Source organism: Agarivorans sp. TSD2052 (assembly GCF_023238625.1).
Taxonomy (GTDB): Bacteria; Pseudomonadota; Gammaproteobacteria; order Enterobacterales; family Celerinatantimonadaceae; genus Agarivorans.
The window spans coordinates 2,539,245-2,563,698 of record NZ_CP096670.1; the positions used below are offsets into that span (position 1 = coordinate 2,539,245).

The following is a 24,454-nucleotide window of genomic DNA, read 5'->3' on the forward strand; positions in this document are numbered from 1 at the left end:
TAGACTACACAAACAAGTCGATATTATGTTCTTCATCGGGGTCCGGCTTTTTGTGCTTCTGCTGCGCGTGCTCATGGCTCGACTTTGGACGTACCTGAATATCATTTGTGCCGGTTATCTTTCCTTTTTTCACCACTTTATCGGTGCGCAATGGTGGGCGCTTGCCATCAGGTGCGGGCAATGGTCGTGGCAGAATAGGTATAATTGCGTCTTGGCTCAAAACTCACCTTCCTTTTTGACACTCCTTATCTAATTATCGGTCATATTTTGCACAACTTGAATAGAATAATAAAAAGCCACTAAAAAATGGTTGCAATTTACGTCTAGATTGGTAACTTTATGGCCTGAATTTGCCATGAAGGCAAAGTAACGTTGACAGGAACGTGACATGATTTTTAACCAAACGAAGCATCATCACCACCATCATCCAGAATAAGCTTCAGGCGGTTATCTGCTGGAAGCTTATATGCAGCTTCCGGTGGTAGAATATTACAATATTGCAAACCCCCGGAAGGTAATCCTCCCGGGGGTTTTTTAGTTTTATAATTAGGGACAACAACATGACAGAGCAAAAACGACTACGCATCGCCATCCAAAAATCTGGACGCCTAAGCGATGATTCACAGGCACTATTAAAAAGCTGCGGAATGAAGATCAACCTCCGCCAACAACGCCTGATAGCCCATTCTGAAAATATGCCGGTAGATTTACTGCGGGTGCGCGATGACGATATTCCAGGTCTAGTAATGGATGGTGTTGTTGATTTCGGTATTGTGGGTGAAAACGTACTTGAAGAAGAAACCATGCTGCGTACCGCGCAAAACGACCCTACCGATTGCGAAGTACTAAAGCGTTTAGATTTTGGTGATTGCCGCTTCTCGCTAGCCGTAGCCGAAGAATTTGATTACACCGGCCCGCAATGTTTAGCGAACAAGCGAATCGCTACTAGCTACCCGGGTATTCTTAAGCGTTACTTAGATGCGCAAGGCGTACCATTTTCAACCTGTATGCTTGCAGGCTCGGTAGAAGTGGCTACTCGTGCAGGCTTAGCCGACGCCATTTGTGACTTAGTCTCTACTGGCGCTACCTTAGAAGCCAACGGCCTTAAAGAAGTGGAAGTCATTTACCGCTCGCAAGCCGTATTAATTAAGTCTAAAAACACGCTAAGTGACGAGCACCAAGACTTGTTAGACCGTTTACTCATGCGCATGCAAGGCACCATGGAAGCCAAAGAAAGCAAGTACATCATGCTGCACGCGCCTAAAACACATCTTGATCAAATTGTTGATTTATTACCAGGTAGCGAGCACCCAACCGTATTAGCCCTAGCCGGTGATGACGATAAAGTAGCGCTACATGTAGTCAGCACTGAAAACTTGTTCTGGGAAACCATGGAAAAGCTAAAAACCTTAGGTGCTAGCTCTATCTTGGTAATGCCAATTGAGAAAATGTTGAGATAACCCCATGCAAACGGTAATTTGGAACCAACTATCAAACGAGCAACAACTGCAGGTGCTGTCCCGCCCTGCGGTAAATAGCTCAACCGACATTGCCGGAATAGTTGCCGATGTAGTCACTCAGGTGCGAGATCAAGGCGACCAAGCCTTAATCGCGCTGGCCGCCAAGTTTGATAAAACTAGCTTAAGCGCTGTTCGAGTCAGCCAAACTGAAATCGATGCCGCCGAGCAAGGTTTAAGTGATGAGTTCAAGCAAGCTATCGCGCAAGCAAAAGCCAATATTGAAGTATTTCACCAAGCGCAAAAGCCGCACGCTATCAGCTTAGAAACGCAGCCGGGCGTACGTTGCGAAATGCACTACGCTGCGATAGATAAAGTAGGCTTATACGTGCCTGGTGGCACTGCCCCGCTGCCATCTACGGTATTAATGCTATCTATTCCTGCTGCTATTGCTGGCTGTGAAAAAGTGGTGTTAAGTTCACCACCACCGATTGCGCCAGAGATATTATATGCCGCGAAACTGTGTGGCGTAGACGAAATTTATGCTGCTGGTGGCGCACAGGCCATTGCAGCAATGGCTTACGGCACCGAAAGCGTCGCCAAAGTGGATAAAATCTTTGGCCCAGGTAATGCCTTCGTTACCCAGGCCAAACAGCAAGTCAGTGGCGACCACGCAGGTGCGGCTATTGATATGCCCGCTGGCCCTTCAGAAGTATTGGTGATTGCCGACCAAGGCGCTAACCCCGCTTTTGTGGCTGCAGATTTGTTATCACAAGCTGAACACGGCCCCGATTCACAAGTTATATTGGTCACCACTTCAGAGGCTCAAGCCGCTGCTGTAAACAGCCAATTAGCTCGTCAATTAGCACTGCTTAGTCGCAACAATATTGCCGACCAAGCGCTATCACACAGTACCGCTGTAGTCGTCACTGATTTAGAGCAAGCAGTACAAGTGAGTAACCTGTATGGCCCAGAGCACCTAATTATACAAACCGAGCAAGCGCGAAGCCTACTACCCAAGGTTAAAAACGCTGGCAGTGTCTTCCTCGGTGAATGGACGCCAGAATCAGTAGGCGATTACGCCAGTGGTACCAACCACACCTTGCCTACTTACGGTTATACCCGCACTTATTCAAGCCTAGGCACCTTAGACTTTATGAAGCGTTTTACGGTTCAAGAGTTAACTCAGCAAGGCTTAAAAGACTTAAGCTCTGCGGTAGTGCCCATCGCCAACGCAGAGGGGCTAGACGCCCACCGCCGTGCGGTAACCATCCGTTTAGGCGAGGAGCAATAACATGTCGGTCACATTATTAGCCCGCAAAAAGATCCAAGCGCTTGTGCCTTACCAAAGCGCCCGTCGCATTGGCGGCAGTGGCGAAGTTTGGTTAAACGCCAACGAAAGCCCAGACGTTAGCGATTTTAGCTACTTAGGTGACGAATTAAACCGTTACCCAGAGTTTCAACCCGCCGCCATGATCAACGGTTATGCGGCCTACGCAGGTGTAGAGCCAAACCAAGTATTAGCCAGCCGTGGCGCCGACGAAGCCATTGAAGTACTGATTCGCGCCTTTTGCGAGCCCAACGAAGACAGCATAGTGATTTGTGCGCCAACTTATGGCATGTATGCCGTCAGCGCTGAAACCATTGGGGTTGAAATTAAAACCGTCGCACTGGACGCTAACTTTGACCCAGACTACGCAGCACTTGCGCAAATACGCAGCAAGATTATCTTCTTGTGCGCGCCTAATAACCCCACCGGCAATATGCTCGACCATGCCAAGTTGTGTGAGTTATTAAGCGCCCAAAAAGATCGGGCCTTAGTGGTCGTAGACGAAGCCTATATTGAGTTTTGTGAAGAGCAAAGCGTGGTTAAGTTATTGGCAGATTACGATAACCTAGTTATCACTCGTACCCTATCTAAAGCCTTTGCTTTAGCGGGTTTACGCTGTGGCTTTACCGTTGCCAATGTTGAAGTCATCGATGTAATGAGTAAGGTGATTGCCCCCTACCCAATTGCTCGCCCAGTAGCTGAAATTGCCGCTAAAGCCCTTAATAGCGACGGTATTAAGGTAATGCGTGACCGGGTAGCAAGGTTAAACGCTATTCGCAGCCAAGCGGTTACAGACTTAAGCAAACTCAACATTGTTAAAGAAATCTTCCCGGCTACCGGTAATTACATATTGGTTCGTTTTGATGATTCAGCCCGAGTCTTTAAAACACTGGGCGAACAAGGCATAGTACTGCGAGATTTTGCCAACAAAACGCGTTTAGAAAACTGCATACGCATCAGTATTGGTAACCAGCAAGAAGTGGCCGCTACTGTATTAGCAATTCAAGGATTGGAGCGAACTTAAGTGAGCCAAGTAAAACAAAAGATCTTATTCATCGACCGTGACGGCACCATGATCGACGAACCTATCACCGACAAACAGGTTGATAGCGTAGCAAAGGTAAAACTAGAGCCTCAAGTGATCCCTGTATTGCTCAAGCTACAAGCTAACGGCTACCGCTTAGTGATGGTGACTAACCAAGATGGTTTAGGTACCGACAGCTTCCCTGAAGCCGATTTTCACCTCGCGCAAAACTACATGATGGATATCTTTGAGTCGCAAGGCGTTAAGTTTGACGACGTGCTAGTTTGCCCGCACTTCGACGAAGATAACTGCAGCTGCCGTAAGCCAAAGCTAGGCCTAGTAAAAGACTATCTTAAAAGCGGTGTTATCGATTTTGCTCACTCTTACGTGATTGGCGACCGCCACACCGATATGCAGCTAGCCGAGAACATGGGGCTTGAAGGCCTGCAATACCAGCGCGATGGCCTAAACTGGGTAGCCATTGAAAAACAGCTTACTCAACTTGGCCGCAAAGCCAAGGTTGAACGCAATACCAAAGAAACTCAAATTAGCATTGCGGTAGATTTAGACAACGCCGGTGGCAGCCAAATTGATACTGGCTTGGGCTTTTTTGACCACATGCTTGACCAAATTGCTACCCACGGCGGTTTTCAGCTTAACTGTAAAGTAGTGGGTGATTACCACATCGACGACCACCACAGTGTAGAAGATACCGCCATTGCGCTTGGCCAAGCCCTTAAAGAAGCGTTAGGCGACAAGCGCGGCATTGGCCGTTTTGGCTTTGTATTGCCAATGGACGAATGCTTAGCCCAGTGTGCCTTAGATTTAAGTGGCCGTGCTCATCTCGAGTTTAAAGCCGATTTTACGCGCGATAACATTGGTGATTTTGCTACCGAAATGGTGATTCATTTCTTCCGCTCGTTAAGCGACGCCATGGCCTGTACCCTGCACCTAGAAACCACCGGTAAAAATACTCACCACATGGTAGAAGCCCTGTTTAAAGTATTTGGTCGAGCGCTGGGTCAAGCCATTATTAAATCTGGCGATGCCATGCCTAGCAGTAAAGGCACGCTATAAGCGCCAGCGTTTAAAAGGATAAGAGCAACAATGAACGTAATTATTGATACAGGATGTGCCAACTTATCTTCGGTAAAATTTGCCGTAGAACGTTTAGGCTTTCCGGTAACGGTTAGCCGCGACCCACAGGTTATCCTTGGGGCTGACAAGCTGTTCCTACCCGGAGTAGGTACTGCCACCGAGGCGATGAAAAACCTCGCCGACCGTGAGCTTATCGACTTAGTAAAACAAGTTAAAAAGCCATTACTGGGTATTTGTTTAGGCATGCAAATGCTGGCTGAATTCTCCATTGAAGGCGGTGCCAAAGAAGCTGAACAGCCAGTACCTTGCTTAGGCCTTGTACCCGGCACTGTAAGTTTAATGAAGCCTAACGCCGGCCAACGCTTACCCCACATGGGTTGGAATCAAATTCAGCCTACGGCCAATCACCCACTGTTTAAAGGCATTGAGGCTGGCAGTTACTTCTACTTTGTACACAGCTACGCACTACCGGTGAACGCCGCGACCATTGCTCAGTGTGATTACGGCAACGCCTTTACTGCTGCAGTAAACAAAGACAATTTTTACGGGGTGCAATTTCACCCAGAACGTAGCGGCCAAGCCGGTGCGCAACTCATTAAAAACTTCTTGGAGATGTAACATGATCATTCCTGCTTTAGATTTAATCGACGGAAAGATTGTGCGTTTATTCCAAGGTGATTACGCGCAAAAAACCATCTACGGTGACGACCCACAAGCCCAGTTTAGTGACTACCACAGCCAAGGCGCTGATTGGTTGCACCTTGTAGACTTAGACGGCGCTAAAGATACCAGTGCTCGCCAACTAGATGTGATAGCCCAGTTACTTAAAAACACCCCTGCCAAAATTCAAATTGGTGGCGGTGTACGTAGCGAACAAGATGTAAAAGACTTGCTCGACGCAGGTGCAGAACGCGTGGTGATTGGTTCAACCGCAGTAAAGCAGCCAGAAGTAGTGGCCAAGTGGATGAAAAAATACGGCGCCGAGCACATTGTACTGGCGCTAGACATTAACATCGACGCACAAGGCAACAAGGTAGTAGCAGTATCGGGCTGGCAAGAAGACAGCGGCGTGACCATTGAAGAGCTCGTGGCTATTTATGCGCCTGTTGGTCTTAAGCACGTATTGTGTACCGACATATCTAAAGACGGCACGCTAGAGGGTTCAAACGTAAGTTTGTACCGCGAGTTATGTGCCCAGTACCCAGATATTCACTGGCAAAGCTCAGGCGGCATTGGCGACTTAAATGACATTGCAGCGCTTACTGATACTGGCGTTTCCGGGGTAATTGTTGGCCGTGCATTGCTAGAAGGTAAGTTCAACGTTGAGCAAGCCATCGCCTGCTGGCAGCAAGGAGGCACCCATGCTAGCTAAACGAATTATCCCCTGCCTAGATGTAAAAGACGGCATGGTCGTCAAGGGCGTTAAGTTTCGTAACCACGAAATTATTGGCGACATTGTACCGCTAGCCAAACGTTACGCTGAAGAAGGCGCCGACGAATTGGTGTTTTACGACATTACTGCCAGCTCAGACGAGCGCGTCGTAGATAAAAGCTGGGTAAGTCGCGTAGCCGAAGTTATCGACATTCCGTTTTGCGTAGCCGGTGGCATTAAAACTATTGAAGACGCCAACCGCACCTTGCAAAACGGCGCCGACAAAATCTCGATCAACTCCCCTGCCTTGGCCGACCCTAGTTTAATTACTCGGCTAGCCGACAAGTTTGGCGTGCAGTGCATTGTGGTAGGTATTGATTCTTACTACTGCGACGAAACCCAGCAATACCAAGTGAAACAGTTTACGGGTGACGAAAAACGCACCGTAACCACTACTTGGAACACCTTTGACTGGGTGAAAGAAGTGCAAGCTCGTGGCGCGGGCGAAATAGTACTCAACGTAATGAACCAAGATGGCGTACGCCAAGGTTACGATTTAGAGCAACTAAGCCGAGTACGAGAGATTTGTAATGTGCCATTAATCGCTTCTGGCGGTGCTGGCGAAATGCAGCATTTTAAAGACGCCTTTACAATTTCCGACGTAGATGGCGCATTAGCGGCCAGCGTATTTCATAAAAGCATTATTGATATTGGTGAGTTAAAGCAATATCTCAAACAACAAGAGGTGGCAATTCGACTATGAGCCAATTTGAACAGTTAAACCAACAGATCGATTGGGACAAAGTTGAAGGCTTGATCCCTGCCGTGGTACAAAACGACCACAGCGGCCAAGTACTGATGCTGGGTTACATGAACAGCGACGCACTGGCTAAAACCTTAGATAGCGAGCACGTTACCTTCTTTAGCCGCACTAAACAGCGCCTATGGACCAAAGGTGAAACGTCAGGCAACGTACTTAAGCTTAAAAGCATCACCTTAGACTGCGACCAAGACACACTGCTGGTTGCTGTAGAGCCTATTGGCCCAACTTGTCATAAAGGTACTCAAAGTTGTTTTGATGGCCACAGCGAGCCTAAGCTTACCTTTATTGCCCAACTACAAGCAGTATTGGCCGAGCGTAAGTTAGCCGACCCAGAAGAAAGCTACACAGCTAGCCTATTCGCCCGCGGCACCAAACGCATTTGCCAAAAAGTGGGTGAAGAAGGTGTAGAAGTAGCCCTAGCAGCCATGGCCAATGACCGCGAAGAATTGGTCAACGAAAGCTCAGATTTGTTGTATCACCTACTGGTATTGCTAGAAAAACAAGAAGTGGGTTTTGATGAAGTAGTGGCTTGTTTGCAGGCAAGGCATAAGTAAAGCCAAGAGTTTAATAGCCAATAAAAAACCAGCGTAATGCTGGTTTTTTATTCCATTAGATTAGAGCTTAAATATCATTAATACGTCGACATTAACTGTTTTGCCGTAGGCTTAGATTTCAACCTTTTTTCTATCAGTCTTCGGTTTACTCTAAAAAAGACATAGGGAATGCCAAAGGCGAAGTTGTCTGAATGATAGGAGTTCATGGGCTTCAACTTTATATGACATACATAAAATGAAAACCACCTAGCTTGCTCTTCACTAAAAGTAAAAGACTCTATTTCAGAAAAAGCTATACAAACTCTAGAACCTCGCGAATAAAGTGGCCAACGAATAATCCCTGAGTCAGTAATCCAAACATGAACGCGATTGAGGTGTATATATTGATTTAGCCAATAATAAATATATACAGTAACCAAAGTAGAGCCAATGATGAATATCACTTTTATACCTTCTCTCTCGCCATCTGTAAGCTCTAATACATGTAAAGCTAGAACAGAGATTGCAGCCACGAAAAAGCCAATACAAATCGTAAACTTGCTTGACGATTTTTTTGTGCTAAAAAATCTCCAAGACATAAAGCCAGGTGGTTCATACCAATGCATAGAAGTGAACAAGCCATTGAAAAAATAGAATTATAAAAACATTATAAACATTTTTATCTATAGAGTTCTAGCTTGCCTATCATGGCCACAGTGTTGACTTTCAAAATAATCAACTCTTAGGGTATCGCACATCCATTTTCAACGTTTCTAAAACTACAAAATTTATTAACAATTAGTTAGACTACTTTTTGACATACCAAAGTTCAATTATCTCTAACATCAATCAATAGTAATCGCTGGCTGATTGACGCAATCTCCTTATAATAACGCCACAACCCCTTCGTGTAATTTCACTTAGGCTCATTCGGGCTTTGGTTTGCGCCATAGCCGTTCACGATGTCCTCGCCGATATGCGTACTACTGCTGATAGCAATGCTGGCAGACATCATTTTATGGTGGTTAGGTTTAGTGGCACAACAGGTTGGATGGCAACGACACTTTCAGGCTAATACCATCTGCAAACGGGCGGTTTTATCGGTAGTAAGATTAGGAAAAGAAGTACGGCGAAGGCCTGAGTATGTGATAACAGAACAGCGAATACGTTGGGCGATTAATACGTTTCGCTGGTTAACTCACGCTTCGGGACTCAAAGATTTATGAGGGGATCCTCCAGCGCTTAGCTAAACCGCACGAAACCTTGGCGTATACTTTTGCGAAGCAAAAATGCCAAGCGTTAAGTGTCGGATTGGGCGTTTTGTTAGCCAGCTGTTTTCGAATCACACTTTGAAATTAGCCAGATAATAAATATGGCTAGGATATCGATCTGAACGAATCCTAAGCTATACTCGTTTGAAAATTCAAAGACAGAGCCTCCAAGGTTGAATGAGGCTGAAATCCAATTAAAGGTTTCATTTACCCAGTCAACCATTAAAAATACACCGCCTAAGCCATAGTAATTATAATAAAAAGTACCCATGCCAAACGAGAATACCTGAAGTCCTTGATTCAAGTAGGACAGTATATAAAATTGAGATTTTCGTTTTAAGAGTGTTAACCCTGCAGTAGCGTTGAGCACAATTATTAGAGCAGTAGCAAAAATTACAATGCCATGTGTATTTGAAATTGAGAGAACAAGCATAACGAGCACAGAAATAGCTGTGAGTATCTGCATTACACCCAGACTAGACTGGGTTTTATTCCATCTATTTTTCGTGCGTTCAGCTTCCTGCTGATAGTACTCATCAATATCGTTACGTCGAGACGCAATCTCTGCGGTTAGAGCGGCATAGTTTTCTGGATACAATTTTGAATCAATACCTGATAGAGCTTCAAGTAACGATTCTGCGTCATACTTTGTATAATTAACTTCCATATTAATCTCATATTTGAACTGAACTTATTTAGCTGGCTAACGTCGTTGATAACCGGACGAACGAAGTGAGTTCCGGCGACCAGAGGGAGCTTGTTTGATCAGTTTGTTAGGCTATACCATGAAAATCCTTGATCCTAGCGCGTGTTTTCTCATCATCCTGATAGGCATCACTATATTTTTTGTAAATACTATCTAGTCGATACTTAAGTTGATTGAGTGAATCTAGCTTATGCTCTAAGCCATTATAACTTTCGGTATCTAGATCTTTCTCAGCTCTTTGGAATGTATTCGAGATAACTTCAAGAGAATCAGTGTCTTTTTCAAAGTCCATTTCCCACTTTTTCCTTTCCCCTGAGCCGAGTTTGCCAGTAGCGGAGAATACCCTTTTTCTAGAATTATCAATTTTCGGTAGTAATTCTTCGGTTTCAATTAGCAGGGATCTAAACTCGTTAACATTTTTCTTTAAAGTTAGACGTAAATCTAAAGCCTTAATTTCGCGAGTCTTCTTTAAGCTTAGTGAAGCCACAATTGCTCCAGTAATACCGGCAATTGAGCCAACAATGCCAGTCACCATCCCAACGTAACTTGTCCAATGTGGGTCACTCATGTGTATTTACTCTGCCTAACAACTTATTAAGAGGAAAAACCCCTTGTTTAAACAAGGAATTTTTCCTCTTATCATACATTTGATAAAAACAAGGTTATCACCTTTCCTAAGTAACATCAGCCACCTAGCTCGAAAAATAACAAAAACATCAGCATGAAAGTATGCAATCACTTGCAGAAAGTAGGAATTACAACGGCACTGTATAAAATCACAGAGCTTTGTCCACTAAAGTAGAAAAATTAAGGGTACATAGGTTTATTAAGAGTAGTTTTGAAGGAGCGGTAACACGTAACGGGGCATAAACGAGTTAGAACTTACAGTAGAAAAACATCAGACTAGTACGAACCAACACAAGGCTCCGCTTCTCTATGAGTTAACTCACCTGCACCTTCATTATCGCTGAATTGCGTAAGTGACAAATGATGAAGCGCTGCGAGTTGCGCAGGCTGCTTGTCACTGAGCAATGAAGAGTAACGATAATGCTGGGCGACCTTTGTTTTGCTGTATCAGCTTTAGCTATTCAACGCTCAAGGCGTCGCCCCTAGGCCAAACGCTTCACAATAGCCAAGAGCACTCAATCGCGGTAGATCACCCACCTACTCCCACAAATCCACTGGTTTAACACCAAAGTTCAACATTCTCTGACATCAATCAATAGTATGCACTGGCTGATAGGCGCAATCTTCCCTACAATAACGCCACAAACCATAGGTGTTATTTCACCTAACGTCATTGTGGCTTAGATGCGCGTTTGCTGAGCCACCATAAATTAGAGACTAAAGAGAAACTATCATGAGCGATCTCCCTCCATGCCCACAATGTGAATCGGCCTATGTTTACCAAGATGGTTCGCTACTTATTTGCCCTGAATGCGCTCATGAGTGGAACCCTAACGAGGTGGCCGTTGACCCAGATGCCATTGTATTAAAAGATGCGGTAGGCAACCTATTGGCTGAAGACGACAAAGTCACCTTGATTAAAGACTTAAAAGTGAAAGGTTCATCGCTGGTACTAAAAGTAGGCACCAAGGCGGTCATTAAGCGCTTTGTAGATTCTGACCACGATATCGACTGTAAAGTAGATGGCCACGGCCACATGATGCTTAAGTCAAAGTTTGTAAGAAAACAAAGCTAATTAAGCCAATGACTAGCGCTAAATGATAAACCTGCTTATGCAGGTTTTTTTATGTCTTAATCTACTCATTGAAATAACAACAATTAGCTTAAGTCAATACACTGGCAAGCGAATAAGGCTAAAGTCATCGTCAAGTTGTAGCGAGATTGAAGATGAGTTTAAGGTTAAATTGAAATGAAAACAGTGCTTTGCTTCGGTGACTCAAATACTTGGGGTTACTCACCTGAAAATGGCCAACGCTTGGCCTTTAATGCTCGCTGGCCCGGCATATTAGCCCAGTTACTTGGCGACGCATTTCAGATAATTGAAGAAGGTAAACCGGGGCGTACTAGCTACCTGAATGCCACAGATTTTGGCCTAAGTAGCGGCATAACTGATTTGTTAGATACCGTCAAAAAGCATCAAGCTGACTATTTAGTATTGATGCTGGGCACTAACGACCTATACCCCGCTTTTAAGCTAAGTGCAGAGCAAGTAGCCGCAAACCAAGGCCGCATGATTAAACAGTTGCAAGCACATTGCCTAAGCCAGCATATCACAGCACCTAATCTACTAATGATTGCACCACCCACCATTAATAAAACCGGTGATTTTGCTCGGTACTTTAGTGGCGCTGATGAAAAATCCAAGCTGCTGGCAGAGCATTACCACGTTGTTGCTCACTCACTTGGCTGTGATTATCTTGATGCGGCGAAGCTGGTGAAGGTTGACCCAAAGGATGGCGTACACTTGAATAGCGCCCAGCATCAAATTTTAGCAAAAGCCGTGAACGCTAAGCTCCAAGCGTTATAGTGAAATAACCTATAAAAATATGTATGGTCAATTGGTTAAGTAATGCTCTGTATACTCTTTATCAACCACATCTATCTGGTGATTAAAGCTAAGGATACTAATGTCACGGCTTAAGATGATTCAATGGATATTATTGGCTTAGCGGCGGCGCTCATATAAATTTCATTTAATGTTTATATGAGGTAGAAATCATGATGGAAATGCAAACGATAATGTCATGTTGCGCAGTTCCCCAGGAACAGCCCCTCAGAAGTTTAACATATTAAGTTCACACGCCCTGCCTTCACGGTTATCACTAAAAAAACCATCAATTATAATAAAAAAATCACTAAGGCTATTAATAAAAATCCACTAGTGATATAAATATCGAAATTAGTGATAAGGATGCCACCAATGAGAACAACGGGTAGATTAGTAACTCTATTTATTTTGTTATTATCAATATCGAATGGTCTATTTGCAAAAATCTACTCATGGACGGATGAAAGTGGGACTGCCCACTATAGCCAATTTCCTCCAATGGATATAAGTTACAATGAAGTTGATATACAACTATCGCCCACATTTAACACCCCACAGAGTACCTTGAGCTCAGATAACACCGACTATGACACTCCATCGCCAATAAATTGCCTAGTAGCCGTAAACAGAGGTGAAGCGCAAGTAAAAAAACTGTTAAAAAAATACCCTGGAAATATAAACTTGAAAGGAGCGCTAAATCAAATGTCGTTAAGCGAGTGCAAGTCATCTGACGGTAAAGTGCACAACTATTATAAATGCTTAACTAAATCTAATGCCGATGTTGTAGACTGCGGAAAGCGTTATGACTATTAGCAATGGCATTATTGCTATAAATAAATATTAAGCCATTGTCATGTTACCTCTTACACGTTATCAACGTTAAGGGTTTACATACTGACTACACGAAATAAATAATTTTTTGTATACAAATTATCGCAAGTGATAAACTAGCCATTAACCAGCGCTTATTTAATTAGAGATCATCGCCAATATGTTTTATTTGAAAATATTCTTCACGATAGTGATTGCTGTAATGGTGTGTTTTTTAGGCTTAGAGCTACTCAACCAAAAACGTAACCTACAATATGCCGCAAATGCCTACCTTATTGAGGGGCTTTCCATTAGTGGTCAAGTTAAAGCACAAATAGACGTTTATTTTAGTATCAATGGAGAGTTTCCATCCTCAAACCAACAATTAGGCATTGCTTCTCCTGAACAATATAGAGGCCAATCACTAACAAGTTTACATGTGTCTGAAGCAGGCATCATTACACTTACTTACAATAAGAAATCGGGTGTACATAATGGAGTTATCCAGTTAAAACCCGAGCCAAGTGACACAATAGGTATACGTTGGCAATGCCGAACGCCTAACTATCAAAGCCTTAGCCCCTGTGAGTACAATCAGCAACTATTTTTATAGCATGAATCACGATCAGGCTTAAACAGCACCGATGATGGGCATGGTTGGGCATTTTTTGGATATGTAGGCTTACTAAGCTGAGCTAGTTAATCGTTTATTTTAGTTATTACTATGTAGCTATCGCATAGAGGTGTGTAAGCGTGGCAAAGTCTTACAAAATAGTTCGCCCCCCCTAAGAGGATGGCTAATTGGTTTCAGCGTGTTGTGGTTAGCTATAGCCTATATAGCTATGCCTATTACCAAAATTGCAAGGCGTGTAATCGCTTAGGTTGTTACGGGCCGCTCACCTTGCCAATGACAACGGCGCGCCCGCAGAAGATGCCCTGATTAGTAGTATCACATTACGCGTCGCTGGCTTTCTAGCAACGATTTTACTTATCACCACAAGCAACTGATGAACACAGGCCAAGCTACCCTATTCCTCGTGGCTTTTCCTATTCGCCCGAACGCCTCAGCGAAATGGTTCAGAACAGGTGGGGGTTTCAAATAAGTATTCGACACTTTTATTATCAATTTAGGGAAAGAAACCACACCGCGAACAGCAAAGTGATTGGCTTACCTACCAACGCTAAAGGTTCGGTAGATTTGGGTGAAGTGGTCATCGCGCCATTTAGTACCGAATGGACGGTTGCATGCCACTAAGAACAATAAAGCACTAATAAACACGGGGTGGAGTGAAGTTCAATTGCAAACAGATTAAGTACAACGATGCTCTTTAAGCTATGCCCGAACCTCAACGTTTATTGGTTAAATATTAGATTTCCCAAAGCGGAAAGCGAGCGATTAATAAGCACATATTTACCTCAGCTAGCCACTGATTTTTTACCAATACTGCACTTAACGATGTCACTCAACAGCAAGTGGAAGAACGAGTCAACCGAGCCATGATTAATGAACACAAAGGCCGGAACACATTCAAATGAAGATTTGAACTCAATTCTTGTCAGGTTTTACACTAAATGTCCGCCCCTCTTTATTTGCGCCCCTTCAAAAGCGAAAAACTCATAGCGCATAATGTTGATAGCGCTTTCATTCACAGATTTCGTATTTAATTCTGCATGGTTAACAACATAAAAATCAATTGTTTATACCCCCCCTTTTTTATTGTTAAAATCATTCTTAATATTTAGCTTACAAGGAAGTGACGATGATAAAGAACCCCAATTTGTTTTGGTGGGGAGTATTCACAGGAGTGATTGGCATGTTGTTTTATGCCAACTTCAGAGAACCCCAAATATTATTTGATGCCATCCCCGCTTATCAATGGATAAAGTTATTCGAGACTCCAATCGAGCTGCCTCGCTATGCATCGGAATGGTTTCCAAGCTTCTTACATGTTCTGGGGATGAGTCTTTTCACTGCTGGTTTACTAGGAACCGAGAAAAAACGCTGGCTTACCATTCCATTATTTTGGCTGATTGTTGATCTTGGCTTTGAATTTTTTCAAGCATCAACCCAATTTGGTGTACTCAGCTATGGAAACTTCGAGTGGATGGATGTTGCAGCATTGTTTGCAGCTACGCTAGTGTCTTGTGTTTTGTTACGTGGTCATCACGCTCCAATATCAAGCAAAGTTAACTCTACACGCTTTGCCGCCCCCCTGGCAGTGTTAGTAGGTAGTAGCATGATGCTGGGCAGCTATGAGAATAAATCAGTGGACGAGCTATCCCGAGAAATTTGTACCTATCCAGACCAAAGCCAAGCCATTTGCGCTGTAGAACCCCTGTATTTGGATTGGGCGAGCTTTCGTGCTAACAGACACATTAGCTTTAGCGCTGAAAACGCCAACCCGCTAACCCAAAGCTATGTGGACGGTGGAGCCGCTATACAAGAATTTGTTGGTTTGGAGCACTCCGGTAAGCTGTATCTGCATCAGGATTTAATGTTTGTTGTATCAGAGCTTCGCGGCGTATATGTGTTTGACAATAGCGATAGTAGCACCCCCGCTTACTTAGGTTTTATTCATGTTACTGGTGCATCAGACGTACTGATCCATAAAGGTATGATCGTAGTAGCCGCACTAACTGATTTGGTAATGATAGATCTCAACGACTTAAATAATTTGGTCACAGATGAGCTGGCACTAGAGCGTCCCTACTATGACAATCTAATCCCTCAAGGAACAATATTCGCGCAAATTAACGAAGCAACAGAAGAATACCAAGCAATTAGTTTGGATCATGAATACGGCTTGGTAATTGGCTACAAAAATGCTGAAGGTAAACCGTTCTACTTCTGGGCTTTGGAGGATTTGTTATGAGCATGGTTATACGTTGGTTTAGTACTATAGCTACCGCATTAGCTTTGGCCGGCTGCGGCTCTGAGACTAGCGGAGGCGGTACTATCGTTTATACCGGAACTGGTCAAGTCGGCTCATTAGCAGCCTTGGTTGAGTTTCAGCAAAATCTACACGCCGTGAATGCTGACAATGATGTGTCGGTACTTCACTCGGAGGAGCCGCTAAGCACTGAATTCGTTAACCGTTATGGTTGGAATGTAGAAACGCTGCACGTTTACCAAGATAGCCATATACTGCATGGTAAGCCTAATGGAATAACAATATACCGCGCCGCCGAAGTCGCTACCGACAGACCCATTTGGATTGCAGACTTAAACCACATAAGGGCTTTCGACCCGGTAGTTGCTCACGATGGCTTAGCTTATTATTCAACCCGTGATGGTAATAAAGATGAGTTAACAATTAGAGACGGCGTTTTTGTGGATAGCATTGCTGATATTTTGGCTTATGTTCCTCCTACTCAGCAGGAAATAGATGAAGGGGCCGAATTTGAACGGCACACAAGTTTACCCCTAGCTGAGTATAGACAGCTAGCCGAACCCATTGGCTTGGCTTATCGCGAAGGGCTGCTCTACGTGTGTGATGCTGTAGAAGGCTTAGTGGCCCTGCAACTAGAGGTGAACCCTGACGATGCGGCTGAATTTAGTCACTTGCTGGTTAAGCAGACGCTTAACGATGTTTTTAGCTGTAAAGATGTACTGGCGACAGAACAAGGTTTAATGCTGGTTGGTGAGTCAGGTGTTACCCAACTGTTAGTCAGTAACGAGGGGGTTAGTATCATCAGCCAAATACCTACGTTATAACTAAATACATGGGTGTTTATTTTGGCGAAGCTAAATGAGGCTTCGCCATCTAAATACGCGCTTACATGTTAGCCATTAGGGCGCTGTCAATGATTAACTATCCCGTTCAACAATATCCATCCAATTAACTACTGCGCCGCTTCACTCTTGGTAGTATTCTGTTATATCACATGCGACTAAGCAGTGAGCAGCCAATCCACCAGCAGTTCAACATTTAACCCTTGTATCCAACAAACATGGAGTGTTTACCATGACCTTGAAGCTATCCAGAAAAATTGCAATTATGGCAGTTAGCTTATTGGTGGTGTTTAATACCCAAGCGGCTAGCCTAGAATACCAAGCAGCCCCCGTTGATAATCCTCTCAAAGGCTTGGTGCCTTACGCAAATGAATGGAAAAAAGAACGTTTTCCGCATTCGATGGAATTTCGTTATATAGGCATGGCGCAGATAATGAAAGGCTGGGGCAATTTTGACTGGCAAGCGATTGAACAAAGCCTCAATGACAGTAAGAAACGCGGTAAACAGGCCATTTTCCGCGTGCATTTGGAGTACCCAGGGAAACCAACAGCGATCCCCCAGTTTCTATTAGACGAAGGACTAATCGTCACTCATTGGAAAACGGCTAATCAGCAATCAGTAATAACGCCCAATTATGCCGACCTGCGCCTACGTAAAGCGATACGTGATTTCATTTTCGCCATGGGGGAAAAATACGATGGAGACCCTCGAATTGCCTTTATAACGGCGGGCATATTAGGACTTTGGGGGGAATGGCACACTTATCCACGAACTGACTTATGGGCTGGCAAATCAGTACAACAAGAAATTATCACATCTTACGAAAGCGCCTTCCGAGATACTTTTGTTTTATTGCGTTACCCTGCTGGAGAAAACAACCCTCAATACGCAGATAATAGAACGAACCAGCTAGGTTACCATGATGACTCTTTTGCTTGGGGTACGTTAGATACAGGCAACCCTTCTGAAGGCTGGTTTTTCATCCCCTTATTAAAGCAAGCGCAGATGACAAATAAGTGGAAAACAGTCCCCATTGGGGGCGAGATAAGGCCTGAGTTATGGCCGACAATATTTACCAAACAGCCTATAAAGCAGCAACAAAATTTCGCCCAATGTGTTTCTGAAACACACGTGAGTTGGCTGATGGACTCCGGGCTATTTGCAGAGAGGTTTACCCTCGGAGAAGAACGCAAAAAACGCGCGATGATTGAAGTGAGAAAAATGGGCTATGAACTTCATGTATCTACAGTCACCCGTAAAGGTGACCAGCTAATACTAAAGATTGAAAACCGTGGAGTAGCACCCTTTTATTACAACTGGCCTATAGAGCTCCGCACCATGTTAACCAATGGCCAAACGCAAACGATTTACCCAGACTGGGAGCTATCGCAAATTCTTCCCGGTAAACCAGTCGAGTGGCACATTAAAATTGATAGCCGTGCAACCCAAATTAGCTTACGCATACCAAACCCTATGGAAGGCGGATCTGCCCTGCGCTTTGCCAATAAAGAATATGAGGGAGAATGGCTCAAGTTATAAATTACAGCACTGACGATCAATGAGGCTTATATTTATAGCGCTGTAAGTGGTATCTCTAGTTCAACGGTGACTAAGCCACACATATCAACGCTTACTTCTATGCCCTGCTTTGCCTATTGCTGATAGCCCGTTACCGTGATATTCACGTCATAGAAACCTTTCTCATCGCCATAACTTTCTATCACAGAGGGGTCACATTGTTCGCTAGTAACGTCTTTACTAAGCGAAAAACAGGCAGTGACGTAATTCCCCCCTCCCGTTTGAGCAACAAAAGGGCCATAAGCTGACCCTTTTACTTTAGATTGTTTTTATTCGATACCGTGCTTGGCTAATTCCTTACGCAATACCCTTACTTTTTGCTGTATAAACGCTTTCATCGATACATCACCAGAATCACATAATGGAGTGCTGGCTGCAGCATCAATCGCGCGGCTATCATAGATTAATTCACAACCTGGCGGGTTTGCTGCATCAGTAGCCAGTACGGTAGATTCAATCATCTCTCGACGCGATGCTAACGTCGCTTTCAGTTGGCTATCCCAGTCCATTTGTGTATCAAGGATGCGTTTAATTTCCTGATACAAGCGGCGCTTGTACACATCATCGGCGAACACGATGTCCCAAAGGATTGGGGTTACGCCTTGTAAGCGTTCGCTGCGCCAATCTCTGCTCCCCGTGCCTGGGAACACATAACTGCCGGCGACATCTCTAAACGCATCAACATGACTTCCCCACGCGTCAGGGTGGTTATCACGGAAGGTAAAGTCGTAGTCATAGGTGAGGTAAGTCCACTTCTCTGTTATTGGATTGAGGTAAAGGTAATAGTTGTTAGCTACACGCACATAATGGTCAACCGCACCCACCACAATGTCACCAGCTTGCGCTCTTACAAAACCATCAATATCAAATTGCTCGGCTAATTCTGCTACCGTTGGTTCACTTTGCACAAAATGCATAAAGTTTTGCAATTCAACTCTGGCATCAGCAATCGATTTCTTCTTACTCTTCATATCGTAAGTAGGCCGATAAGGGGCAAATTGTGAGGTATTACCGCCGTTGTCGTTAATATCACTGTTTACAAAATCCGGATTAAGGAAGTTGTCACTGCCCAACCAATCTTCTCTATCTTCGGGATCTGACTTCTCAACACCAATCAAACAGAAATTGCTGTTAACGTAGCCTGAGCCATCCTCGTAGGGAGTACAGTTTGGGTTAGCAGCATCGGCGCTGCTCAAGTCTCCGCCTCCTACCTTAAATAGGTAACCATTTTCACCGAAATACCGCTTTAAATATGGCTTATCAACCGGCTCATCCATCATAAATACGCCCATATTGTAGCGTTGCGGCAACGACCGCCCATATAAGGTGTCGCCCTGCTCTCCGGTGAGCACTAATTCAACGCTGGCATGCGCCATTCGGCTGGTGGGGATGCCCGCGGTATTCAATAGATCATGAGCGAGCATTTCACGCTGATAACTAGGGTCATCTTTGTTAAATTTGAAGTAGAGTTTTTCAACATCATTAAACTCGCGACCATCATTGTCTGGCACGTCGGGAATATCGCGCCCTACACGCATACTACAATGCGCATTGTCTACAGCCGCTGGTTCGCCGTCATCATCAATACAGGCATAAACACTTTCGTCATCATCAAACTCTTCGTCAAATTTCAGTGAGAAGTGGAAGCGGCTAGGTTTGGCTGTCCAGCTTTCATCATCTTGTTGATACCATTTTTCGGGCCACTGGCGGCTAGTATTACCTCGCATTTTAAAGGCGACATGATCGAGCTGCTCAATCACATCGCCATTGTCATCGAGATATTCAAAAGTCACTTCTCGATACACTTCACTATGGGTCCATAAATTCCACGCGCCCCAACCATGGGCATCACCATTGGTGTAGCGGGCTCGCTCTGTGTCCAACACAAAGGCTAGCCACTCTTGCGCTGTCATAGTGATGCGCACATTATGCAAGCGATCGGTGGCGAAAATACCGGCAGAGCCATCTTGCTCACATGAAATAATGATATCAGCGGCGTCGTTGGCAGTTATAAGCCCCTCACCGTTTTCGATCTCACACTCTTGCCGAGCAGGATCTCGTTCTATGTCGACTTGGTAACCTTGAAGGTCAAGCATAGTGGTCTCAAACATAAAACGACCATTTTGAGAGACAACTAACTGTTCTTCGCCATTTAGGCTTAGTTGCACGCTGGTGTTATTGGCTAAACCATTGATACTGCCAGATAAAGTAAATTCACCAGCCGCCAACGCAACGGGAGTACAATTAACGCTAATGTTCGTAATGTTATCAGTACGTACAACACCGCTGCCATTTTCAATTTCACAGTGTATGCGGGGGGGCAAGTCGGCTAGGCTTACTTGATAACTGGCACCTTCAAACAAGCGATCAGGAAAACTAAATGTGCCTGCAGAGTCTCCAGCACTGGCAATTTGAATAGGCTCTGGTAGGCCGCCGTTTAGCGATACCATTAATACACCATAATCTGGAGTGCCGGTCACAGCCCCTGATACGAAGAATGTTATGGGTGGCTCGGGAGCAGGAGCAGGATCATCACCGCCGCCGCAACTCGCTAACAATACCGGTAATGCCACCAGTAAGCGGGGAGAAGCTACCAAGCTTAACGTTGATTTATTGAACATTTATCACTCCATATCATATAAACGATTGTGCAATTTCCCTATGCGATACGGCAGTGTACCCAAGTAGTAAAAGTGAATGTGAAGGTTTTATTAAAGGCTTGAACTCACTCGGTATGAGCCATCATATAAAGACTAAAAATAGGCCTTAGGTCACAAATAATAACAAATCAATCATTAACAACGAAGGCCCAAATATCAAGATATTAAGCTGCTATACCCCGACGGTTAACAGTCTCTTTTAGTTCAATAGATTTGCAGACTGCTGACGTCAAGCAAACACCCAATTCCCCCTAGCCTCTCCTAACTCACACCTACTTAGATTCTGCTGCTGTAGAAAGCCAGCAAGGTCAGTAATTGTTACCAGGCAAGGAATTGAAATACTGCTGTATATTTTGCTATTTCACGATAAAATCAGCCACTTTGCTCTTCGGGCTACTATGCCCATTTGGCTCGCTGATATTTATAACTTGCTGCTGTTAGGCGCAGAGGAGAACCCTATGTTGTTTATATGTTCCGATATTCATGGCGACCATCAAGCTTTACGGCTCACATTGGCAGCGTTTGAACATAGCGGTGCTTCCCATTTGATTTGTTTGGGTGATGTACTTAACCATGGGCCAAGAAATCCAGTACCCGAGCATTATGATCCTTTGGCGGTAGCCGCGGATTTAAATGCCATTGCTGAGCGTATCATTGCTGTAAGAGGAAACTGTGACAGCGAAGTGGACCAAGCGCTGTGTGACTTTCCGTTATTAGCAGACTATAACCAATTGTTAATGGCAAAACGTAAAGTGTTTTTGTGTCATGGCCATAACTACGGCCCAGAGAAATTACCGCCTTTGGCTGAGGGCGACATATTGGTGAGTGGCCATAGCCATATTCCGCAAGCCAGCAAAGTAAGTAAGCATTTCTTGCTCAATCCCGGGTCGGTTTCTATGCCTCGTCAATCTTGGCAAGCAAGCTATGCGCTGATCACTGAACAGCAACTACAGGTATGTCGCTTAAGTGACCACGGGGTATTGCTAAGCTGCGAGCTGCTATAATTGAAACAATAAAAAACCGCCTTAACAGCGGTTTTTTTATTGGGTTACCCACTGAATTACAAAATAGCCCAATGAAAAATCAAGCCTACATGACTGCCGTCACAGTTAGATGTACAGAAACTTTCAAGAAAAGGTGCGGTTTCTAAATCATACTTAATATGGGTGTAGCGCAGCTCAAGCCATGAACGAGACTCGCCCAACATATATCCGATAAACCCGGTGTAACCTAGCGTATCCTCATAACGAGCGTAATACTTTTGGTCGCTGCCGATAAACTGCCCTCCCACTTTATTGCTCATATGATAGGTGAGGCCGCCACCTAGCTTAAACGAATCGCTAATTTGGTAGTAAGGTAAGGCTTCTAGAACAAAACGGGTAAACCACATGCCTTGGTTACCGCTTGAAGTACTAGCAAAACTAAATTGGCTATCTACGTGGTAACCCGCACTTGTGATAATGCGAAAGTCATCCACCAGCGGCCAGTCAACGCCGATGCTGGCTTTAAATAAGCCGCCACCTTTAATAATCGCATCATCGACAACGTTATAGTTTTCATCAAGGTAATAGGCTTCAGCGATATTATCACCGCCATAGGTAGCCCCTAAACTTAACAGTAGATCCCAGTTATTTTCTTTTGCGTAGTCCCCATAGCCTAGCTCGGCATTGGCAAGGTTTGGCAGTAGCATACAAATAACCACAAACACCTTGATAGACCCCTTCCTTTGGAGCATTTTGCTGAACAACATCCACATTGTCGTTGCGTTCCTTTATTGAAAAAAACGCAGTGTAGCAGAAGTTATTTATATAAAAAACAATAACATAATAACCGAGATGGATAATTAGCTGGGCTTAGTTATCCCTAGCCAACTTATTGCACATATTTAGCAGTTATCTCTGCTAAGCGTTGGTGGTTTTCGGGAGCGGCGAGTTCTTTATCTAATAGGAGGATGACTTCTTTCGCCCAACTAAGTGTTGGTTTAAAAGCAAGGTAAAAGGGTGATTGATTTAATGTTCCGGCAAAACGAACATGGGATTTGTCTTGAATAAAACGTTGAATCACTCGCTCATCTTCAATAATGACCGCCGCTCGCTGATATTCCAGCATTTTGATTAATCTCGCTTGCGGGTTATCACCTTTGATAGAGTGTATGCTATTACGATTGTTGGGATCCTTAATGAAGCTATCTATAGGTTCTCCGTATCCATAACCTGCAATAACACCAAATGGCGTAGGCAGCGTTTGCAATGAGTTTTTATCGGTAAACTGCCAATTAGAATCGCTCGTCGTAAAGAAGCTCATTTTATAGTTCATGATTGGAGTCTGCGTAAACAATAGTTCTGGCGCTTCTTTATGAACCGCGGTAAGCAGTCCATGTATATGGCTATCTGTATTGGCTAATTTTATTGCCCTCGTCCACGGGTAGTACTCAGTGCTTAAAGTAATTTGATGTTTCGCGAGGATCTCACTGAGGTATTCAGACACTATCCCTGGATTGTGTTGGCTCTCTCCTGAGGTGTAAGGGGCCCAATGCGTTGTAGCAAGGGTTATTTCAGTCGGAATGTCAGCCATAAGAGGCGCAGACAACATGACACCTATCAACGTACTCATCATGGTGGCTTTCATTCACATTTCCTAATTTAGTTGACGCTTGAACTTATTTATTGTGCTCATCACCTGATATAGACGACTTATAGATAATGGGCAAAGAGTTAGCCTTAGGCAACAACTATAACGTAAGCGCCCTACTCCTACTAAAGGGGGGCATTTTGTTAGCTAATTATGTAATCTGTGGCTGCGCAGCTATGTTGTAAGCCAATAGTGTTGGTGCGGCGGATACCTTTGGTCCGTTTAAGCTAGCCCCTAGCAAAGCGCCATCTCAAAATAGTAACTTAACTGCTTGGAAAATTAACCTACCAGAGCCCAAACCGCCCGGGAAATGGCCGATATTAGAAATTGTAGCAAACGACCTAAATAATATTGAGAAGCCGCTTCCTCGCAACAACCAAGGGTTTTAAACAGACCCAGAAAACGGTGCGATGCTATTTAGAGCCTTAAACACCACGCCAACCACCAAGAACAGTAAAAACGCTCGCAGTGAATTTAGCGAAATGGTGCGTAAAGGCAACATGATGTATGGCGACAAACACCCACGTAATAATTGGGTGCTCAATACCCATCCAGACCTGGGTAAGCACCAGTGGTAATGATGCTAACCCCTACTTTTTCTGCGGTAATTGGGCAAATTCATGGCTCTAAAAATGAGCCCTTGAAGATCTACTATCGTAAAATGCCAAACCACGACAAAGGGTCTATTTTCTGGAACTATAAAATTAATCCTGCCCAAAAAAACGCTATGATATTTCGCACAATGTCTGGGGTGACTTCACTCTCACTCAAAAAGATGACTCTCCTAAAAATGGAGTAAGCTTGGGCGAAATTATCTCATAGGATGTGGATGTGGATGTGAAAGGCGACACGATGACCTTAACCTTCATTCGAGGTAAAAGTGAAAACCGAGAAACTATTGTTAACAGCGTT

Annotated in this window: 24 protein-coding genes, 2 pseudogenes and 1 other annotated feature; of the genes and pseudogenes, 20 read left to right on the forward strand and 6 right to left on the reverse strand. The window is 44.2% G+C overall.

Annotated features, from left to right (window positions below; translation table 11 throughout):
* Positions 1–4: 4 nt before the first annotated feature.
* Positions 5–220: a hypothetical protein gene (locus tag M0C34_RS11495; protein ID WP_248711827.1), complete on the reverse strand. Its 216-nt coding sequence runs from the start codon at positions 218–220 to the stop codon at positions 5–7.
* Positions 221–411: 191 nt separating this feature from the next.
* Positions 412–539: a sequence feature (His leader region), on the forward strand.
* Positions 540–560: 21 nt separating this feature from the next.
* Between M0C34_RS11495 and hisG the strand changes: the two genes are divergently transcribed.
* From hisG to M0C34_RS11540, 9 genes and pseudogenes are all read left to right on the forward strand, one after another.
* Positions 561–1,460: an ATP phosphoribosyltransferase gene (hisG, locus tag M0C34_RS11500; RefSeq protein ID WP_248711828.1), complete on the forward strand. Its 900-nt coding sequence runs from the start codon at positions 561–563 to the stop codon at positions 1,458–1,460.
* A 4-nt stretch (positions 1,461–1,464) separates the two neighbouring features.
* Positions 1,465–2,751 carry a histidinol dehydrogenase gene (gene hisD, locus M0C34_RS11505; RefSeq protein ID WP_248711829.1) on the forward strand — a complete coding sequence of 429 codons (1,287 nt, stop codon included), beginning with the start codon at positions 1,465–1,467 and terminating at the stop codon, positions 2,749–2,751.
* A 1-nt stretch (position 2,752) separates the two neighbouring features.
* A complete protein-coding gene (gene hisC / locus M0C34_RS11510; RefSeq protein ID WP_248711830.1) occupies positions 2,753–3,811 on the forward strand; it encodes a histidinol-phosphate transaminase in 1,059 nt (352 codons plus the stop codon).
* Positions 3,812–4,888, forward strand: a complete 1,077-nt coding sequence (hisB, locus tag M0C34_RS11515; RefSeq protein ID WP_256469272.1) for a bifunctional histidinol-phosphatase/imidazoleglycerol-phosphate dehydratase HisB — start codon at positions 3,812–3,814, stop codon at positions 4,886–4,888. It abuts the gene before it with no gap.
* Positions 4,889–4,918: 30 nt separating this feature from the next.
* On the forward strand, positions 4,919–5,527 hold the full coding sequence (gene hisH / locus M0C34_RS11520; RefSeq protein ID WP_248711831.1) for an imidazole glycerol phosphate synthase subunit HisH: 609 nt from the start codon (positions 4,919–4,921) through the stop codon (positions 5,525–5,527).
* 1 nt (position 5,528) lies between these two features.
* Positions 5,529–6,281: a 1-(5-phosphoribosyl)-5-[(5-phosphoribosylamino)methylideneamino]imidazole-4-carboxamide isomerase gene (gene hisA, locus M0C34_RS11525; RefSeq protein ID WP_248711832.1), complete on the forward strand. Its 753-nt coding sequence runs from the start codon at positions 5,529–5,531 to the stop codon at positions 6,279–6,281.
* A complete protein-coding gene (gene hisF / locus M0C34_RS11530) occupies positions 6,271–7,044 on the forward strand; it encodes an imidazole glycerol phosphate synthase subunit HisF (protein ID WP_248711833.1) in 774 nt (257 codons plus the stop codon). Before hisA ends, hisF begins: the two co-directional genes overlap by 11 nt.
* The gene (gene hisIE / locus M0C34_RS11535) at positions 7,041–7,658 is read left to right on the forward strand and encodes a bifunctional phosphoribosyl-AMP cyclohydrolase/phosphoribosyl-ATP diphosphatase HisIE (RefSeq protein WP_248711834.1); all 618 of its coding nucleotides are present in this window, start codon (positions 7,041–7,043) and stop codon (positions 7,656–7,658) included. The genes hisF and hisIE overlap by 4 nt, the downstream gene beginning before the upstream one ends.
* Positions 7,659–8,570: 912 nt before the next feature.
* Positions 8,571–8,863: pseudogene (locus M0C34_RS11540) on the forward strand (IS4 family transposase); the annotation flags it as partial.
* Positions 8,864–8,960: 97 nt separating this feature from the next.
* On the opposite strand, the gene M0C34_RS11545 reads toward M0C34_RS11540, so the two are convergent.
* On the reverse strand, positions 8,961–9,575 hold the full coding sequence (locus M0C34_RS11545) for a hypothetical protein (protein WP_248711835.1): 615 nt from the start codon (positions 9,573–9,575) through the stop codon (positions 8,961–8,963).
* A 106-nt stretch (positions 9,576–9,681) separates the two neighbouring features.
* A complete protein-coding gene (locus M0C34_RS11550) occupies positions 9,682–10,182 on the reverse strand; it encodes a hypothetical protein (protein ID WP_248711836.1) in 501 nt (166 codons plus the stop codon).
* A 792-nt stretch (positions 10,183–10,974) separates the two neighbouring features.
* Here M0C34_RS11550 and M0C34_RS11555 point away from each other — a divergent pair.
* The 8 genes from M0C34_RS11555 (at position 10,975) to M0C34_RS11585 (ending at position 18,212) form a co-directional block, all read left to right on the forward strand.
* Positions 10,975–11,316 carry a zinc ribbon domain-containing protein YjdM gene (locus M0C34_RS11555; RefSeq protein ID WP_248711837.1) on the forward strand — a complete coding sequence of 114 codons (342 nt, stop codon included), beginning with the start codon at positions 10,975–10,977 and terminating at the stop codon, positions 11,314–11,316.
* A 174-nt stretch (positions 11,317–11,490) separates the two neighbouring features.
* Positions 11,491–12,108 (forward strand): GDSL-type esterase/lipase family protein, encoded by a 618-nt coding sequence (locus tag M0C34_RS11560; protein WP_248711838.1) that lies wholly within the window; start codon positions 11,491–11,493, stop codon positions 12,106–12,108.
* Positions 12,109–12,501: 393 nt separating this feature from the next.
* Positions 12,502–12,942: a DUF4124 domain-containing protein gene (locus tag M0C34_RS21305; protein ID WP_371923071.1), complete on the forward strand. Its 441-nt coding sequence runs from the start codon at positions 12,502–12,504 to the stop codon at positions 12,940–12,942.
* A gap of 178 nt (positions 12,943–13,120) precedes the next feature.
* Positions 13,121–13,552, forward strand: a complete 432-nt coding sequence (locus tag M0C34_RS11565) for a pilin (protein ID WP_248711839.1) — start codon at positions 13,121–13,123, stop codon at positions 13,550–13,552.
* A 459-nt stretch (positions 13,553–14,011) separates the two neighbouring features.
* On the forward strand, positions 14,012–14,194 hold the full coding sequence (locus M0C34_RS11570; RefSeq protein ID WP_248711840.1) for a hypothetical protein: 183 nt from the start codon (positions 14,012–14,014) through the stop codon (positions 14,192–14,194).
* 505 nt (positions 14,195–14,699) lie between these two features.
* The gene (locus M0C34_RS11575; RefSeq protein ID WP_248711841.1) at positions 14,700–15,812 is read left to right on the forward strand and encodes an LVIVD repeat-containing protein; all 1,113 of its coding nucleotides are present in this window, start codon (positions 14,700–14,702) and stop codon (positions 15,810–15,812) included.
* The gene (locus M0C34_RS11580) at positions 15,809–16,654 is read left to right on the forward strand and encodes a hypothetical protein (protein WP_248711842.1); all 846 of its coding nucleotides are present in this window, start codon (positions 15,809–15,811) and stop codon (positions 16,652–16,654) included. Before M0C34_RS11575 ends, M0C34_RS11580 begins: the two co-directional genes overlap by 4 nt.
* Positions 16,655–16,904: 250 nt before the next feature.
* Entirely contained in the window at positions 16,905–18,212 is a 1,308-nt protein-coding gene (locus M0C34_RS11585) for a DUF4832 domain-containing protein (protein WP_248711843.1), read from the forward strand.
* Positions 18,213–18,520: 308 nt separating this feature from the next.
* Here M0C34_RS11585 and M0C34_RS11590 read toward each other — a convergent pair whose 3' ends face one another.
* Positions 18,521–20,872 (reverse strand): CotH kinase family protein, encoded by a 2,352-nt coding sequence (locus tag M0C34_RS11590; protein ID WP_248711844.1) that lies wholly within the window; start codon positions 20,870–20,872, stop codon positions 18,521–18,523.
* A gap of 497 nt (positions 20,873–21,369) precedes the next feature.
* On the opposite strand from M0C34_RS11590, the gene yfcE reads away from it, so the two are divergent.
* Complete coding sequence (yfcE, locus tag M0C34_RS11595) at positions 21,370–21,915, forward strand: phosphodiesterase (RefSeq protein WP_248711845.1); 546 nt, start codon at positions 21,370–21,372, stop codon at positions 21,913–21,915.
* Between the two features lie 56 nt (positions 21,916–21,971).
* Here the strand turns inward: yfcE and M0C34_RS11600 are convergent, their stop codons facing one another.
* Positions 21,972–22,667, reverse strand: a complete 696-nt coding sequence (locus tag M0C34_RS11600; protein WP_248711846.1) for a hypothetical protein — start codon at positions 22,665–22,667, stop codon at positions 21,972–21,974.
* A gap of 116 nt (positions 22,668–22,783) precedes the next feature.
* Positions 22,784–23,539 carry a hypothetical protein gene (locus M0C34_RS11605; protein WP_248711847.1) on the reverse strand — a complete coding sequence of 252 codons (756 nt, stop codon included), beginning with the start codon at positions 23,537–23,539 and terminating at the stop codon, positions 22,784–22,786.
* A gap of 407 nt (positions 23,540–23,946) precedes the next feature.
* Here M0C34_RS11605 and M0C34_RS21205 point away from each other — a divergent pair.
* Together M0C34_RS21205 and M0C34_RS21310 are read left to right on the forward strand one after the other, a co-directional pair.
* A pseudogene (locus M0C34_RS21205) lies at positions 23,947–24,120 on the forward strand (hypothetical protein); the annotation flags it as partial.
* Positions 24,121–24,122: 2 nt separating this feature from the next.
* Entirely contained in the window at positions 24,123–24,341 is a 219-nt protein-coding gene (locus M0C34_RS21310) for a polysaccharide lyase family 7 protein (RefSeq protein WP_371923134.1), read from the forward strand.
* The last annotated feature ends 113 nt before the right edge of the window (positions 24,342–24,454 follow it).

Bases quoted from the DNA above. Each gene is read 5' to 3' on its own strand.
- M0C34_RS11600 (WP_248711846.1), bottom strand. From the start codon at position 22,667: ATGTGGATGTTGTTCAGCAAAATGCTCCAAAGGAAGGGGTCTATCAAG.
- hisIE (WP_248711834.1), top strand. From the start codon at position 7,041: ATGAGCCAATTTGAACAGTTAAACCAACAGATCGATTGGGACAAAGTT.
- hisA (WP_248711832.1), top strand. From the start codon at position 5,529: ATGATCATTCCTGCTTTAGATTTAATCGACGGAAAGATTGTGCGTTTA.
- M0C34_RS11560 (WP_248711838.1), top strand. From the start codon at position 11,491: ATGAAAACAGTGCTTTGCTTCGGTGACTCAAATACTTGGGGTTACTCA.
- hisD (WP_248711829.1), top strand. From the start codon at position 1,465: ATGCAAACGGTAATTTGGAACCAACTATCAAACGAGCAACAACTGCAG.
- M0C34_RS11575 (WP_248711841.1), top strand. From the start codon at position 14,700: ATGATAAAGAACCCCAATTTGTTTTGGTGGGGAGTATTCACAGGAGTG.
- M0C34_RS11570 (WP_248711840.1), top strand. From the start codon at position 14,012: ATGGTTCAGAACAGGTGGGGGTTTCAAATAAGTATTCGACACTTTTAT.
- M0C34_RS11605 (WP_248711847.1), bottom strand. From the start codon at position 23,539: ATGAAAGCCACCATGATGAGTACGTTGATAGGTGTCATGTTGTCTGCG.
- M0C34_RS11565 (WP_248711839.1), top strand. From the start codon at position 13,121: ATGTTTTATTTGAAAATATTCTTCACGATAGTGATTGCTGTAATGGTG.
- M0C34_RS21310 (WP_371923134.1), top strand. From the start codon at position 24,123: ATGCTAACCCCTACTTTTTCTGCGGTAATTGGGCAAATTCATGGCTCT.
- hisC (WP_248711830.1), top strand. From the start codon at position 2,753: ATGTCGGTCACATTATTAGCCCGCAAAAAGATCCAAGCGCTTGTGCCT.
- hisG (WP_248711828.1), top strand. From the start codon at position 561: ATGACAGAGCAAAAACGACTACGCATCGCCATCCAAAAATCTGGACGC.
- M0C34_RS11550 (WP_248711836.1), bottom strand. From the start codon at position 10,182: ATGAGTGACCCACATTGGACAAGTTACGTTGGGATGGTGACTGGCATT.
- yfcE (WP_248711845.1), top strand. From the start codon at position 21,370: ATGTTGTTTATATGTTCCGATATTCATGGCGACCATCAAGCTTTACGG.
- M0C34_RS11545 (WP_248711835.1), bottom strand. From the start codon at position 9,575: ATGGAAGTTAATTATACAAAGTATGACGCAGAATCGTTACTTGAAGCT.
- hisH (WP_248711831.1), top strand. From the start codon at position 4,919: ATGAACGTAATTATTGATACAGGATGTGCCAACTTATCTTCGGTAAAA.
- M0C34_RS21305 (WP_371923071.1), top strand. From the start codon at position 12,502: ATGAGAACAACGGGTAGATTAGTAACTCTATTTATTTTGTTATTATCA.
- M0C34_RS11590 (WP_248711844.1), bottom strand. From the start codon at position 20,872: ATGTTCAATAAATCAACGTTAAGCTTGGTAGCTTCTCCCCGCTTACTG.
- hisF (WP_248711833.1), top strand. From the start codon at position 6,271: ATGCTAGCTAAACGAATTATCCCCTGCCTAGATGTAAAAGACGGCATG.
- M0C34_RS11555 (WP_248711837.1), top strand. From the start codon at position 10,975: ATGAGCGATCTCCCTCCATGCCCACAATGTGAATCGGCCTATGTTTAC.
- M0C34_RS11585 (WP_248711843.1), top strand. From the start codon at position 16,905: ATGACCTTGAAGCTATCCAGAAAAATTGCAATTATGGCAGTTAGCTTA.
- M0C34_RS11580 (WP_248711842.1), top strand. From the start codon at position 15,809: ATGAGCATGGTTATACGTTGGTTTAGTACTATAGCTACCGCATTAGCT.